This window comes from Nonomuraea jiangxiensis, from assembly GCF_900099965.1.
Taxonomy (GTDB): domain Bacteria; phylum Actinomycetota; class Actinomycetes; order Streptosporangiales; family Streptosporangiaceae; genus Nonomuraea; species Nonomuraea jiangxiensis.
Genome location: NZ_FNDJ01000012.1, coordinates 188,478 through 201,726, shown reverse-complemented (window position 1 = coordinate 201,726; position 13,249 = coordinate 188,478). Strand labels below are relative to the sequence as shown.

Below are 13,249 nucleotides of genomic sequence, written 5' to 3'. Positions count from 1 at the left end.
GGCCCGCTGGGCGCGGGCCGGGCAGGGAGATCAGCCCGCGGCCTTCACCGCGTCGTCGACCAGTTGCTGCCAGGCCTTGTCGTAGGGAACAGAGCCGTCGTCCATGCCCTGGATGACCGACTCGATGGCATTCTTGACCTGGGCGTGCTTCACGCCCAGGAAGACCGGCTGCAGGCTCGACGCGGACTTGGCGAAGATCTCACCGATGGGGGCGTCGTTGAAGAACTCGTTCTTGGCGCCCTGCACGGCGGGGTCCGCCTGCGACTTGGTGTTGCTCGGCATGTTGCCGAAGTCGGTGAAGATGCTCGCCTCGGTCTGCGCGCTGGTCAGGTAGTCGGCGACCATCGCGGCTTCCTTCGGGTGCTTGGACTGCTTGGGCACGGCCAGCCAGGAGCCGCCCCAGTTGCCGCCGCCGCCGGGCACCGCGGCCACGTCCCACTTGCCCGCGCCGGCGTCGCCCGCGTTGCCGCTGACCACGCCGAGCATCCAGGACGGGCAGCCGAGCGTGGCGAACGCGCCCTTCTGGGTGCCCGCCGCCCACTCGTCGGTGAAGTTGCGCAGCTTGGCGGTCAGGCCCTGCTGGCTCATCTTCGTGGCGAAGTCGAAGCCCGCCTTCACCGCCGGGTTCTTGTCGACGATGAGGTTGTTGTCCTTGTCGAAGTAGGTGACGTTGCCGTTCTTGGCCGCCTCCTGGTAGAGGACCACCTGGTAGAGGGTGTTCGTGCCGTCGGCGAACTTGCTGTCCTTCACCTTCGACTGGAACGTCTTGCCGACGTTCATGAACTCGTCCCAGGTCGGCCAGAGGGCGCTGACCTTGTCGCGGTCGCCCGGCAGGCCGGCCTTCTCGAACAGGTCCTTGCGGTAGCAGATGCTCATGCCGCCGATGTCGGTGCCCAGGCCGAACAGCTTGCCGTCGGCGGTGACACCGTTCTCCCACTTCCAGGCGGGGAAGTCCGCCTTGCGGGACTCCAGGCCGTACTCCTTCAGATCGGCCCACCATTCGGGATGCGCCTTGGCCAGGCCCATGCCGCCCTCGTCGATGCCGACCACGTCACCCGCGCCGTTGCCGGCCTGCAACCACTGGATCATCTGCGGCCAGTACTGCTGCTCGAACTGGTCGGTGAGGTGCTCTTCCTTGATCTGGATGTCCTTGTGCTCGGCGTTCCACTTCTCGATGGCGTTCTTGTAGCCGAAGTTGGTGCCGCCGCCGAAGGTCTGCACGCGGATCGTGACGGGCTCGGCCGCCGCCGAGGAGGCGGGAGCGCTGGACTCCGGGGTGCTGCCGGAGCCACAGGACGCGACGGTCAGCGCCGCCGCGGCCAGGGCCGAGGCCGCGGCAAGACCGCCGCGACGCCTGCTGATCATCATGGTGGACCCCTTCTCGGGTGAATGTTGGGGAGATGCACCGCGGCATGCGCCCCGCCGCGGTGGGAGTCTTGGGAGCGCTCCCACAAAGGGTGCACTTAGCGGCTCAGCGCGTCAATGCGCCGAAACGTAACCGTTACCAAGGGGGCGTTTAGGCCCGTCAGAAGGGGATTTTTGCTGATAAAGCTCGCAAAGACCTGATTGGGAGCGCTCCCACCACAAGAGACATCTTTTGTGTCGCATCAAGGGCATGTCACCCGCACAGCCCCCTCTGCCTCCCGGTCACCCGGCCAGTCACAACGGGGGCTGCGCGGGGTGCCCGGTCAGCCGGTGAACGCGGCGCGGTGGTCCTCCGCCCAGGTGGTGAACGAGCGGGGCGGGCGGCCCAGAACCCGTGCCACGTCCGTGGTCAGCCGGGCGTTGCCGCCGGCCGCGACCAGGCGGGAGCCGCTGACGGCCACCTCGGCGAAGACCGGGTCCACGCCGCCGGCGAGCAGGCTCTCACGGTAGGACTCCAGCGGCACGTCCACCGTGTCCAGGACCCGTCCGAGCACCGTGCCCAGCCGTTCGACCTGGCCCGGGACGCTCAGCAACTCCGGTCCCGTGAGGGTGAGCACGTCGCCCGCGTGCTCGTCCGACGTCAGCGCCCGCGCCGCGACCTCGGCCACGTCGCGCGGGTCGACCACCCCCTGCGTGCCGTTCCCCGTCGTGTTGGGGATCGGGGACCCGGAGCGGACGGGCGCGGCCCAGCGCAGGGCGTTGGAGGCGAAACTGGACGGCCGCAGGATCGTCCACCGCATGTCGCCCGACCGCAGCGCCCGCTCTCCCGGGAGATGCCAGTCCCCGGGCCCGGCGCCGTCCCGCTCGCCGGTGCCGATGGCCGAGAGCTTCACCACCTTACGCACGCCCGCCGCCCGCGCGGCCGCCAGCATGGCCAGGTCGTGGCGGACCATCCACGGGCCGGGGGCGTCGAGCAGGAAGAGCGCCTTCGCCCCGGCCGCCGCCACCGCCAGGGATCCGGGGTCGTCGAAGTCGCCCCGCACCAGCTCGACACCGGCCATCGCCGGTGCCTTCCCCGGGTTCCGGGTCATCGCCCGTACGCGCTCGCCCCCGGCCGCCAGCAACCGGGCCACCTCACTGCCGACGGTGCCTGTCGCACCGGTAACAAGGATCATGCCTGCCACCCTGCCAGCGCCGCCACCAGCGCCTATAGGAAGTTTCGGCACGGCCGGGCCCGCTCGCCGAAGCCGCGCGGCGCCGGATAGCGTGAGGCCCGTGAGCACCGAATCCCGCCTGGCCCTGCCCCCGCGATGGTGGGCCGGCGGCGTCACCGCCCTGACCTCCGGCGGCGGGCACCCCGGCGGGTACATCGGCGGGGAGCCGCTCGTGCACGTCCCCGACGGCGACACCGCGCTGGTCCTCCGTACGTCCTCCGCCCGCCGCGCCGAGCTGCTGATCGTCGGGCCGCGTACGCGTGCCACCTACCACGCGGGCAAGGACTTCCCGCTCTGCCTCCGGATCCGGCTCCGCCCGGGGGTCGCGAGGTTGCTGCTCGGGGTCGCGGTGAGCGAGCTGGTGGATCGGGTGATCCCCCTCGATGACGTGGACGGCGGCCCGTGGCACGCCCCGGCCGGGACGGGCGTCGATCCGCGGGATCTCCTCGAACGGGTCGAGGCGACGCTGTCGGCCCGCCTGCGTGCCCGCGGCAGCGCCGAGCTGGCCCGCAGCGAGCTGATCCGCACCGCCGCCGAAGCGCTGGCCGGTCGTGCCGGGTCGCGCCGGGAGTCCGTGGCCGGGGTGGCCCGGCGGCTGGGCGTCAGCGAGCGGCACCTGCGTGACCTGTTCACCGCCTGGATCGGGCTGTCGCCCAAGCGCTTCGAGCGCATCGCGCGGGTCCGCAGGGTGCTGGCCGCCGGCCGGGCCAGGACCGCGCGATGGGCGGGGCTCGCCGCGGCGGCCGGCTACTACGACCAGTCGCACATGAACGCCGAGTTCCGCGCCATGATGGGGGTGTCTCCCGGAGCGTTCTTCGCCGGCCGCCTCCCGGCCCTGGAAGCGTGCTGACCGTCCCCTCCCGCCCGGAGCCGCCCGTCCGGTGATCTGGAGACACCGGACCGGGGCACGCCGGTCCGCAAACCCGCCGGCCGGGCCGGGGTGAGCCGATCCGGGAATCTCGCCGGGGTGGGCCGGGCGGGTCAGCAGGCGGCGGCGCGGTCCTCCAGGAGGGCGCGTTCGCGGGCGTTGCGGGTCAGCGTGGCCGCCCGCTCGAACTCGGCGCGTGCCTCCCGGGTCCGGCCCAGCTTGAACAGCAGGTCGCCCCGCACGCTCGGCAGCAGATGGTAGTCCTTGAGCGACGGCTCGTCCACGATCTGGTCGAGCAGGCCCAGGCCCACCTCCGGCCCGTAGGCCATGGCGAGCGCGACGGCCCGGTTGAGCTCGACGATGGGGGAGCGGGAAAGCTTGGCCAGCGCCTCGTACAGGGCGGCGATGCGGACCCAGTCGGTGTCCTGCGCGGTGAGGGCCCGGGCGTGGCAGGCGGCTATGGCGGCCTGAAGGGTGTACGGGCCGGGCGAGGCGGCGACGGACTCCGCCCGGTCGAGGGCGGCCAGGCCGCGATGGATGAGCAGCCGGTCCCAGCGCGCCCGGTTCTGCTCCAGGAGCAGGATCGGCTCGCCCCCGGGACCCACCCGGGCGGCCGATCGGGACGCCTGGATCTCCATGAGCGCGACCAGGCCGTGGACCTCCGGCTCCTTCGGCATCAGGCCCGCCAGCACCCGCCCCAGCCGCAGGGCGTCCTCGCACAGGGCGGGGCGCATCCAGTCGTCCCCGGCGGTCGCCGAGTAGCCCTCGTTGAAGATCAGGTAGATGACCTCCAGCACGGAGGACAGCCGCCCTGCCAGCTCGGCGCCCTGCGGCACCTCGAACGGGACGCGCTTGTCGGCCAGCGTGCGCTTGGCGCGGACGATGCGCTGGGCCACGGTGGACTCCGAGACCAGGAACGCCCGCGCGATCTCCTCGGTCGTCAGGCCGCCGAGCACGCGCAGCGTCAGCGCCACCCGCGCCTCCACGGACAACGCCGGATGACAGGCCGTGAACACCAGCCGCAACAGGTCGTCCTCGATCTCGTCGACCTCGGGCGGCTCGTCGCCGCCGGCCGTGTCGAGCCGGTGGCCGAGTTCGGCCAGGTTGCGCTGGAGGCGCTCGTTGCGGCGGATCAGGTCGATGGCGCGGCGCTTGGCCACGGTCATCAGCCAGGCGCCGGGGTTGCGCGGCACGCCGGACTCGGGCCACTGCTCCAGCGCGGCGACCAGCGCGTCCTGCGCCAGTTCCTCGGCCAGCCCGACGTCGCGGACGAGCCCGGCCAGCCCGGCGATGAGCCTGGCGGCCTCGATCCGCCAGACCGCCTCAATGGTGTGGTGGGTGTCGGAAGCCGTCATCGGGCCTATGACACCAGCCCGCACCCCGGGCTCGCAACTCGCGTCCCGGCCGGGACCCCCGCGGGGCAGTGGAGGTCACCGCTCAGGCCGGACGGGATCGGCGTGGGCCGGTCAGTGGTCGTCGGCGCGCAGGCGCTCCCGCAGCGCCTCCTCACGCTCGCGGGTCTCCTGCGGCAGCGAGTCGTCCGGTACGTCAGCCGGGTCGAACACCCGCCACACGTCCAGCCCGATCCCGTCGTGCCCCGGCGGCACCGGCACCCGCATGGCCCACTCAATGGCCTCTTCCCTGGACTTCACCTGGATCAGCCAGAACCCGGCGATGAGCTCCTTGGCCTCGGTGAACGGCCCGTCGATCACGCTCGCCCTGCCACCGCTGTAGGCGATCTGCGCGCCCTCCGAGCTCGGGTAGAGGCCCTCGGCCGCCAGCAGCACGCCGGCCTTGGCCAGCGACTCGTTGTAGGCGTACATGTCATCGACCAGTTCCTGGGGAGGCAGCATCCCGGCCTCGGTCTCCGCGTTGGCCTTGCCCACGATCATGAACTTCATCGAGGTCGTCTCCTTCTCCTGCGTCCGGCCGCCACCGGCCGGTCCCGTCACCGCGTCGAACGGCACCGCGGCGGATCGACACGTCCGCCGGAATCTACGGCACGGCGACCCGGGCGGCGATCCCGTCCAGAACGTACTGGAGCCCGGTCTCGAACTGCCAGTCAGGATCGTTCTTGCATCTGCCCTCGTAGATGTACCGCTTGAACACCGGGTAGCGGCCGGTGTCGAGCAGGTGGCGGAGCTGCCGGGCCATGCTCTTGTAGACCTCCTGCTCGCTGGTCCAGCCGTGGCCGACCATGACCTGGCGCATCGCGATCTCGGCGCCGGTGGCGCCGAGCGTGTAGGAGTGGAGCGTGGTGACCATCGTCATCATCGTGTCGGGATCGAGGCCGAGGCCGTCCAGGGCGCGCAGGCAGCGTTCGGTGGTCGCCGTGCGGTTCGGCGTCAGCGCCAGCACCGCGCTCGGCGGGAGCTGGGCGAGCCACAGGTGGCGCAGCATCAGCTCGCGCGTCCGCAGGGCGATCAGCCGCAGCGCCTCGCGCCACCCGGTGCCCTCCTCGGGCGGCTCCAGCTCGGTGTAGACGTGGTCGACCATGAGCTGCAGCAGGTCGTCCTTGCCGGACACGTAACGGTAGGCGGCCATGGGGGCGACCCCCAGCTCGGTGGCCAGGCGCCGCATGGTGATGGCCTCGATCCCCTCGGCGTCGGCGACGCCCACCGCCGCGGTGGCGATCCGCTCCGGTGACAGGGTCTGGCGGGGCGCGGGCGCGGGGCGCTCGAGGCGCTCCCAGAGCGAGGGCTCGTCCTTCTGTGCGGCCATCGGACCGCCTCCCTTCCGGCACGGTGTCGCGTACAACGTATCAGCGGTAGACAACGTACACATCGGTGTGTACGTTGTATCCGCACTAATACGTTGTACACATCAGGAGATTCCATGGACACCCCACTGCACGTCGCCGTCCTGCTCGGCAGCACCAGGGAAGGGCGATTCGGCCCCGTCGTGGCGAGCTGGATCCGCGACCACCTCGACCGGCGCCCCGACATGACCGCCGACGTCATCGACCTGGTCGAGACCCCGCTGCCCACCGTGTTCCCGGAGCTGGGGCGGCCGCCCGCCTCGGACGAGGCCGCGGGGTTGCTGGCGGCCGTCTCGCCCCGGATGGCGGCGGCGGACGCGTTCGTGATCGTCACTCCGGAGTACAACCGCAGCTTCCCCGCGGCGCTGAAGAACGCCATCGACTGGCACAATCGCGAATGGCAGGCCAAGCCGGTGGGATTCGTCGCCTACGGCGGCTTCTCGGCCGGACTGCGGGCCGTGGAGCAGCTGCGGCTGGTGCTGGCGGAGCTGCACGCCGTCACCATGCGCGACGCCGTGGGGCTGCAGGCGCCGTGGGCCCAGCTCGGGCCGGACGGCACCACCCCGAACCCGGGCGGCGACGCGGCCGCCAAGGCGATGCTCGACCAGCTCGCGTGGTGGGGGCGTGCCCTGCGCGAGGCCAGGGCGGCCCGCCCGTACGGGATGTGACCCCGTGACACGCTCGCTCTACTTCGGCGTGTTCGGGCTGATGCTCGGCATGTTCCTGGCCATGCTGGACGGCCTGATCGTGGGCACCGCGCTGCCCACGATCACCGGCGAGCTGGGCGGGCTGGAGCTCCTGTCGTGGGTGGTGACCGCGTACCTGCTGGCCAGCGCGGCCACCACCCCGATCTGGGGCAAGCTGGGCGACCTGTACGGCCGCAAGGGCACGTTCATGACCGCCATCGTGATCTTCCTGGCCGGGTCCATGCTGGCCGGGCTGGCACAGGACATCGGCCAGCTCATCACCTTCCGCGCGATACAGGGGATCGGCGCGGGCGGGCTGATGGTGGGCCCCCTGTCGATCATCGGCGTGCTGGTGCCGCCACGCGAGAGCGGCCGGGTGCAGTCGATGGTCGGGGCCATGATGCCGGTCGCCTTCATCGGCGGCCCGCTGCTCGGCGGCCTGCTCACCGACCACCTGAGCTGGCGCTGGACCTTCTACGTGAACGTGCCGGTGGGCGCCGTGGCCCTGGTCGTCGTGGGCCTCGGCGTCCGGCTCACGGGGGAGCGGATCAGAGCCAGGATCGACGTGCCGGGGGCGGCGCTGCTGACCTGCGGCATCCTGGCGCTGACGCTGCTGGCGAGCTGGGGCGGCGTCACGTACGCGTGGACCTCGCCGCAGATCCTGGGCCTGGGCGCGGTCGCGGTGGGCGCCCTGGCCTGGTTCGTCCGGGTGGAGCGGCGGGCCGCGGAGCCGATCATCCCGCCGGGGCTGTTCCGCGACCGCAACTTCACGCTGGCCCAGGTGCTCAGCTTCCTGGCGGGGGCCGTGATGATGGCGGTGACGGCGTACCTGCCGCAGTACATGCAGTTCGTCCAGGGCGCCTCGCCCACCGCCGGCGGGATGTTGCTGCTGCCGCTGCTGTTCGGCATGCTCGCCGCGCAGCTCGTGACCGGCCGCCTGATCAGCCGCAACGGCCGCTACCGCGTCTACCCGATCCTGGGCGGGGCCGTGCTTGTGCCGGGCGTGCTGCTGCTCACCCTGCTGGACACGGGCACGGGTACGGGGCTCTCCTCCGCGCTCACGGTGGTCGCCGGGGTGGGGACCGGGCTGCTGATGCAGAGCACCTTGCTGCTCACCCTGAACAGCGCCGGCCCGCGCGACATGGGGGCGGCCAGCGGGACGGTCACGCTGGTGCGCACCATCGGCGGGTCGCTGGGCATCGCCCTGCTCGGGGCGCTCTACAGCAGCCGGATGGAGGCGGGCCTGTCCGGCAGCCTCGGCGCCGCGGCGGCCGAGCGGCTGATGGGCGGCGGCGGGCTCACTCCCGAGCTGATGTCCGCGCTGGCCGCCCCCGTACGCGCCGCCGTCCGGGAGGCCGTCAGCGCGGGGCTGCACATGGTGCTGGCCGGGTCCGCGGTGCTGGCCGTGCTCGCCTTCGCCGCGGCCTGGTTCGTCCGGGAGGTCCCGCTGCGTACGGAGGCCGCCGCCGCGCCGCCGGTCACCACGAAATCTACAATGTAAAGGCGGGCGGCGCTATGCCTCCGCCGGAGCCGGGGGCCGCGGCGCCCGGGGGACCGAGACCGCGACGAGCGCGAGCAGCACCAGCGCCGCCGCGAGCGGGGGTACCGGTCCGACGGTCAGGTAGAGCGCGGCGCCGGCCAGCGCGCCGGTGAACAGCGCGAGGACCGACACGGCCCGCCGCCGGGTGGCCCGCCCCGGCGGGTCGGCGATCAGGCCCGTGAGCGTACGGGTGAGGACGGTGGTGGTCATGTCGGGCACCGCCACCCTGCGCACGGCGGCGTTCTGCAGGCCCATCCCGCAGGCCAGCAGGGCGATGAGCGCCGCCTGGACGGCCGGTTCCCGGTGGCCGGCGAGCCGGGCCAGCGCGAGGGCGGCGGCCACGAGGAACGCGTGCGCGATCGTGAGCATGACGAGTTCGCGCCGCGCGTCCGCCATCCGCCCGGCCAGCCGGCCCGCGCTCCACGCGCCGGCGGCGAAGGAGGACAGGGCCAGCGGCGGGGCCCAGATCGGCAACTCGTGGTCGCCGGCCAGCACGAAGCCGAGGAAGGCGACGTTGCCGGTCATGTTGGCGACGAAGACCCGGCCCAGGCCGAGGAAGCTGACGGCGTCCACCAGGCCGCTCACCAGGGTCAGCGCGATCAGCAGGGCGGGAAGTTCGCCGTGCGGGTTGGGGCCGCGGGGGAACAGCGCGTCGGCGATCCGCCCCAGCCCGCCCCTCACCCGCGCCCCCCGGTACGGCGGGCACCGGCGGACCGGCGGGGTGGCGGGTCGGCTCTCATGCGGATCTCCTCGACGGCGGCGGGCGGCGGGCGACGTGGCGGCGTGGCGGCGTGGCGACGGGGCGGCACCGGCGGGTTTCCGCTGGTGACAGCGTCGCCGGATACTCGTAGCCGGTGCGCGGCCCCGCCAAACCCGGCACCGCGCGGCCGAGGCCGGCCCGCTTCGGGGCTGGGCGACGCGCCCAGCTCGGCTTGAGAGGCCCCGGACGCGATGTGAGCGCGCACCCTGGGCGAAAGGGTGCGCGCTCACATCGTGTCCGGCGGGGCGGCAGGGCCCGCGTCAGCTAGTCAGTCAGCCCGCGTAGTCCGGGTAGCCGTAGCCGACGACCTGGGACTTGGAGCGGACCCGGGCCGCCACCGTGCCCGCGGTGTTGCCTTCGATGGTGGAGATGGTCCCGTTCCCGTTGTCCTTGACGACGAAGCCGACGTGCTGGATGTCGTCGATGCTCTTGCTGCCGCTCCAGGAGAAGAAGACGACGGCGCCGGGCTTGGGCTCGTCGCCGAAGCGGTGGTTGTCCGCGAACCACTTGGCGTGGGCGACGGTGTAGGCGTCCCAGCCGATGAGGTTGCGGGCGCCGGTCTGGTTGCCGACCCAGGAGACGAACATCGAGCACCAGGCGGCGTCCAGGTAGCCGGCCGTGGTGCCGCCGTCACGGGCGACGGTCTCGGCGGCGCGGGGGGTGGAGGCGTACCACTTCTGGTACTTGGTGCCGCCGCCGTCGGAGTTCTCGGAGGTGCCGATCTGGGCTCGGGCGAGGGCCAGCACCTGGGAGGCGGTGACCTGGATGCCGGCCTTCTCGGGCTTGTTCCCGTCGGCGGCCTGGTGGGCGGTGACGGTGGCCGGCTGCTCGTGGGCGCTGTCGGCGCTGGCGGCGGCGATGTTGCCGCCGAAGAGTCCCGCGACGATCGCCGCTCCGACGGCGGCGCGGGCGAGGTGGGCCTTCCGGGAGGTCGTACAGTGTTCTGCCATCGAGGGGGTGACTCCTTGCTTCCATGCCGCTTACCGGGTTAGCTGACGGGTTCGGACGTGGAAGCTGTCCTACGGCACCGGAGTGCCGATTCACCCCAAAGGACGTGGGTCCCCGGTTCCGCCTGGCGGCGGATTCAGCGGTCACAGGACGTTCCTGTGATCTTTCAAACGATGGTCGGATAAAACCGGACAAACCGGATGTTCATCCGCGAATGCCCCATAAGGTAATACATCCGGCAAGGGTATTACAAGTCCATAAAGGCACAGCTAGCCAAGTTGCCGCCGGGCGTCAGCCAGCAGGCGCATCATGGCAAGAGAGTCGTCAAGCGGCATGATCGAGGATTCCGTTCGGCCCTCGGCCGCCGCGGCCCTGACCTCGCGCAGCTCGCCCGCGTACCCGTTGTCGGCCGGATCCAGTACGTGCTCCTCCGGCTCCATGCCGGGCCCGGAGAGCAGGATCCGCTGCGGCGCCCAGAACGGCGTCAGGATGTCGGCCCGCATGCCGGTGCCCACGACGCTGGCGCTGTTGGGATAGTCGCCCAGGAGCGACGTCTCCACCAACGCCCGCCGGCCCTCCGGGTAGAGCAGGACGCCGGCCGCCTCCGCGTCCACCCCGCTCGGCGCCAGCGAGCCGGTGACCCGCAGCTCGGTGGGCAGGCCGAGGAACAGCTGGGCCAGCCCGAACGGGTAGATCCCCAGGTCCAGCAGCGCCCCGCCGCCCAGCTCCGGCGCCCACAGCCGGTGCGCGGGGTCGTAGGGGTGGCTGAAGCCGAAGGACGCCTGCACCGAGCGGACGTCGCCGAAGCGCGGATCGGCCGCGATGGCCTGGATCAGCGGGTTGAAGCGCATCCACATGGCCTCCATGAGGAACACGCCCGCCTCCCGCGCCAGGCGTATCATGCGCTCGGCGTCGGCCACGGTGGCGGCCAGCGGCTTCTCGCACAGCACGGCCTTGCCGGCGGCGATGGCCGCCTCGGCCACCTCCAGGTGCTGGGCATGCGGCGTCGCCACGTAGATCGCGTCCACGGCCGGATCGGCGCACAACCGCTCATAGGAGTCGTACGCCGATTCAGCCCCCAGCGTGGCCGCCAGCGCCCGCGCCCGGCCGAGGGCCCTGGACCCGACGGCGGCCACCCGCATGCCGGGCTCGGCCACGATCGCCGCCCCGACGGTCCGCGCGATGCCGCCCGTCGCCGCTATGCCCCACGCAAAGTCCCGCACGGGGGAGCATGCTACGACGTATCAGGTCAGCCGAACGTGTCGGGGTCCGGCCCGATGCGATGCCCCCTGTTCATCGCGCCGATGGCGACCATGTCCTCGGCGTCGAGGATGAAGTCGAAGACGTCGATGTTCTCGGCGATCCGGGACGGCGTCACGGACTTGGGGATGACGACGTTGCCGAGTTGCAGGTGCCAGCGGAGCACGACCTGCGCGGGTGTCTTGCCGTACTTGTCCGACAGCACCCGCAGCGCCGGGTCGTCGAGCAGCCCCTTGCCCTGCCCGAGCGGGCTCCATGCCTCCGTGAGGATGCCGTTGGCCTCGTGGAAGGCCCGCATCTCGCGCTGCTGCAGGTAGGGGTGGAGCTCGATCTGGTTGATGGACGGGATGATGTCGGTCTGGTCCATGAGCCGGGTGAGCGTCCCGACGGTGAAGTTGGACGTGCCGATGGCCCTGGCCCGGCCGTCACGATAGATCTTCTCGAACGCCTTCCACGCCTGCACGTACTTGCCCTGCTGGGGCACCGGCCAGTGGATGAGGAAGAGATCGACGTGGTCCAGGCCCAGCCGGGCCAGGCTCTCGTCGAAGGCCTCCTCGGCGCGGGTGTGGTCGCCGTTGCCCAGCTTGGTGGTGACGAACACCTTCGAGCGCGGCAGGCCACTGGCGCGCACCGCCCGGCCCACGCTCTCCTCGTTGCCGTAGGCGGCGGCGGTGTCGATGTGCCGGTAGCCGGCCTGCAGCGCGGTGGTCACGGCCCGTTCGGTCTCGTCGGCGGATATCTGCCAGACACCGAACCCGAGCTGGGGGATCTGCACGCCGTCGGTGTTGAGCATGAGCGAGTTCATACCGTCCATTGTTCACGCTGAGTTTCTGAGGGCTTAAGGCGGCCGGGGTAGCTTGCAGGGGTCGTAAAACGGGCCTATCACCCGGCTGGGAGGACTACGAGTGGTCGAACAGGCGTCGGCCTGGGTGGAGTCCCCGCTCCAGATGCTGTGCGCCGTCGAGGCCCACCATGCCGGGCTCCTCGGTCCCACGACGGCTGTCGTGCCGCGTGCGGGCCTTCGACCGCTGAAGGCGACGCGGCGGGAGCTGGGCGCCCTCGGGCTGCCCGACGGCCTGGAGCTGGCAGAGCCGCGTGAGCGCATGCCCAGGAGCGTGCAGGCCGTCGGCGACGCCTTCTCCGGCAAGGTGCAGCTTCGCTGGCTGGCGTCCAATCCCGGCCGCATCATCGTGGTGGACGACGGGCTGGCCACGATCCGGCTGCTCGAACTGCTGGCCGCGGGGCCGTTCAAGCCCCTGCTGCGGGCCCGCGCCACGCCGACCAGGCTGCGTCAGGCGCTCGGCCTGGCGGCGGCGCTGCGGCTGCGCCTGAGCAAGGTGTCGGTCTTCACCGCCCTGTCCGTGGACGACAAGCTCGAAGCGGCCGTCAAGCAGGCGGGCGTCGACCTGGTCCGGCACGACTTCTCCTGGCTGCGGGCCCAGCCGCCGAGCGCCGAGGGACCCGTCGAGCGTACGGTGGTGCTCGGCACCTCGCTCGTCCGCAACGGCCTGGTGCACCGCGACCACTACCTGCGCTGGCTGACGGAGCTGGCCGCGCGCGAGCCGCTGGCCTACTACCCGCACCGCCGCGAGGACCCGGGGGATGTGGCGCTGATCCGCGAGCGTCCCGGCATCACCGTGCACGACGCCGGCGCGCCCGCCGAACTGACCCTGCGCGGACTGGACCCCGGTCAGCGGGTGCTCAGCCTCCCCTCCACCGCGATCACCTCGCTGCGGGTGCTGCTCAGCCCGCGCGGTGTCGCCGTGGAGCCTGTGGACGTTCCCGATGACTGGTGGACCAGCAGGGCGGCTCCCGCCCTGCGCTCGCATCTGACTGGAGTATCCGGTTGA

General features: G+C 72.0%; 13 protein-coding genes and 1 riboswitch. Of the genes, 4 read left to right on the top strand and 9 right to left on the bottom strand.

All coding sequences use genetic code 11. From position 1 onward, the window contains the following. Positions 1–30 precede the first annotated feature (30 nt). Both BLS95_RS26335 and BLS95_RS26330 read right to left on the bottom strand, forming a co-directional pair. Positions 31–1,368 (bottom strand): ABC transporter substrate-binding protein, encoded by a 1,338-nt coding sequence (locus BLS95_RS26335; protein WP_090936567.1) that lies wholly within the window; start codon positions 1,366–1,368, stop codon positions 31–33. 320 nt (positions 1,369–1,688) lie between these two features. Continuing rightward, complete coding sequence (locus BLS95_RS26330; protein WP_090936564.1) at positions 1,689–2,540, bottom strand: NAD(P)H-binding protein; 852 nt, start codon at positions 2,538–2,540, stop codon at positions 1,689–1,691. Positions 2,541–2,640: 100 nt separating this feature from the next. Here BLS95_RS26330 and BLS95_RS26325 point away from each other — a divergent pair, with 100 nt between their 5' ends. Beyond that, positions 2,641–3,429: a helix-turn-helix domain-containing protein gene (locus BLS95_RS26325; protein ID WP_218135989.1), complete on the top strand. Its 789-nt coding sequence runs from the start codon at positions 2,641–2,643 to the stop codon at positions 3,427–3,429. A gap of 131 nt (positions 3,430–3,560) precedes the next feature. On the opposite strand, the gene BLS95_RS26320 is transcribed toward BLS95_RS26325, so the two are convergent. The 3 genes from BLS95_RS26320 to BLS95_RS26310 form a co-directional block, all read right to left on the bottom strand. After that, a complete protein-coding gene (locus BLS95_RS26320; RefSeq protein WP_090936558.1) occupies positions 3,561–4,802 on the bottom strand; it encodes an RNA polymerase sigma factor in 1,242 nt (413 codons plus the stop codon). A gap of 111 nt (positions 4,803–4,913) precedes the next feature. Next, positions 4,914–5,414, bottom strand: a complete 501-nt coding sequence (locus BLS95_RS26315) for a YciI family protein (RefSeq protein WP_245765286.1) — start codon at positions 5,412–5,414, stop codon at positions 4,914–4,916. Between the two features lie 28 nt (positions 5,415–5,442). Continuing rightward, positions 5,443–6,168, bottom strand: coding sequence for a TetR/AcrR family transcriptional regulator (locus BLS95_RS26310; RefSeq protein WP_090936555.1), 726 nt, complete (start codon positions 6,166–6,168; stop codon positions 5,443–5,445). A 114-nt stretch (positions 6,169–6,282) separates the two neighbouring features. On the opposite strand from BLS95_RS26310, the gene BLS95_RS26305 reads away from it, so the two are divergent. Together BLS95_RS26305 and BLS95_RS26300 are read left to right on the top strand one after the other, a co-directional pair. After that, on the top strand, positions 6,283–6,873 hold the full coding sequence (locus BLS95_RS26305; protein ID WP_090936552.1) for an NADPH-dependent FMN reductase: 591 nt from the start codon (positions 6,283–6,285) through the stop codon (positions 6,871–6,873). Positions 6,874–6,877: 4 nt separating this feature from the next. Continuing rightward, entirely contained in the window at positions 6,878–8,392 is a 1,515-nt protein-coding gene (locus BLS95_RS26300) for a DHA2 family efflux MFS transporter permease subunit (protein WP_245765285.1), read from the top strand. Positions 8,393–8,404: 12 nt separating this feature from the next. Here BLS95_RS26300 and BLS95_RS26295 read toward each other — a convergent pair whose 3' ends face one another. The 4 genes from BLS95_RS26295 to BLS95_RS26280 all read right to left on the bottom strand — a co-directional run bounded on the left by BLS95_RS26295 (position 8,405) and on the right by BLS95_RS26280 (position 12,204). After that, positions 8,405–9,112 (bottom strand): YoaK family protein, encoded by a 708-nt coding sequence (locus tag BLS95_RS26295; RefSeq protein WP_090936549.1) that lies wholly within the window; start codon positions 9,110–9,112, stop codon positions 8,405–8,407. Positions 9,113–9,463: 351 nt separating this feature from the next. Further along, positions 9,464–10,141, bottom strand: a complete 678-nt coding sequence (locus BLS95_RS26290) for a C40 family peptidase (protein ID WP_090936546.1) — start codon at positions 10,139–10,141, stop codon at positions 9,464–9,466. 12 nt (positions 10,142–10,153) lie between these two features. Continuing rightward, positions 10,154–10,291, bottom strand: a riboswitch (cyclic di-AMP (ydaO/yuaA leader). A gap of 117 nt (positions 10,292–10,408) precedes the next feature. Next, positions 10,409–11,362 (bottom strand): Gfo/Idh/MocA family protein, encoded by a 954-nt coding sequence (locus BLS95_RS26285; protein ID WP_090936543.1) that lies wholly within the window; start codon positions 11,360–11,362, stop codon positions 10,409–10,411. A 26-nt stretch (positions 11,363–11,388) separates the two neighbouring features. Continuing rightward, positions 11,389–12,204, bottom strand: a complete 816-nt coding sequence (locus tag BLS95_RS26280) for an aldo/keto reductase (protein ID WP_090936540.1) — start codon at positions 12,202–12,204, stop codon at positions 11,389–11,391. 100 nt (positions 12,205–12,304) lie between these two features. On the opposite strand from BLS95_RS26280, the gene BLS95_RS26275 reads away from it, so the two are divergent. Next, positions 12,305–13,249: a hypothetical protein gene (locus BLS95_RS26275; RefSeq protein ID WP_090936538.1), complete on the top strand. Its 945-nt coding sequence runs from the start codon at positions 12,305–12,307 to the stop codon at positions 13,247–13,249.

Coding starts and splice junctions, on each gene's coding strand:
- BLS95_RS26310 (WP_090936555.1), bottom strand. CDS start 6,168: ATGGCCGCACAGAAGGACGAGCCCTCGCTCTGGGAGCGCCTCGAGCGC.
- BLS95_RS26320 (WP_090936558.1), bottom strand. CDS start 4,802: ATGACGGCTTCCGACACCCACCACACCATTGAGGCGGTCTGGCGGATC.
- BLS95_RS26305 (WP_090936552.1), top strand. CDS start 6,283: ATGGACACCCCACTGCACGTCGCCGTCCTGCTCGGCAGCACCAGGGAA.
- BLS95_RS26290 (WP_090936546.1), bottom strand. CDS start 10,141: ATGGCAGAACACTGTACGACCTCCCGGAAGGCCCACCTCGCCCGCGCC.
- BLS95_RS26335 (WP_090936567.1), bottom strand. CDS start 1,368: ATGATGATCAGCAGGCGTCGCGGCGGTCTTGCCGCGGCCTCGGCCCTG.
- BLS95_RS26330 (WP_090936564.1), bottom strand. CDS start 2,540: ATGATCCTTGTTACCGGTGCGACAGGCACCGTCGGCAGTGAGGTGGCC.
- BLS95_RS26280 (WP_090936540.1), bottom strand. CDS start 12,204: ATGAACTCGCTCATGCTCAACACCGACGGCGTGCAGATCCCCCAGCTC.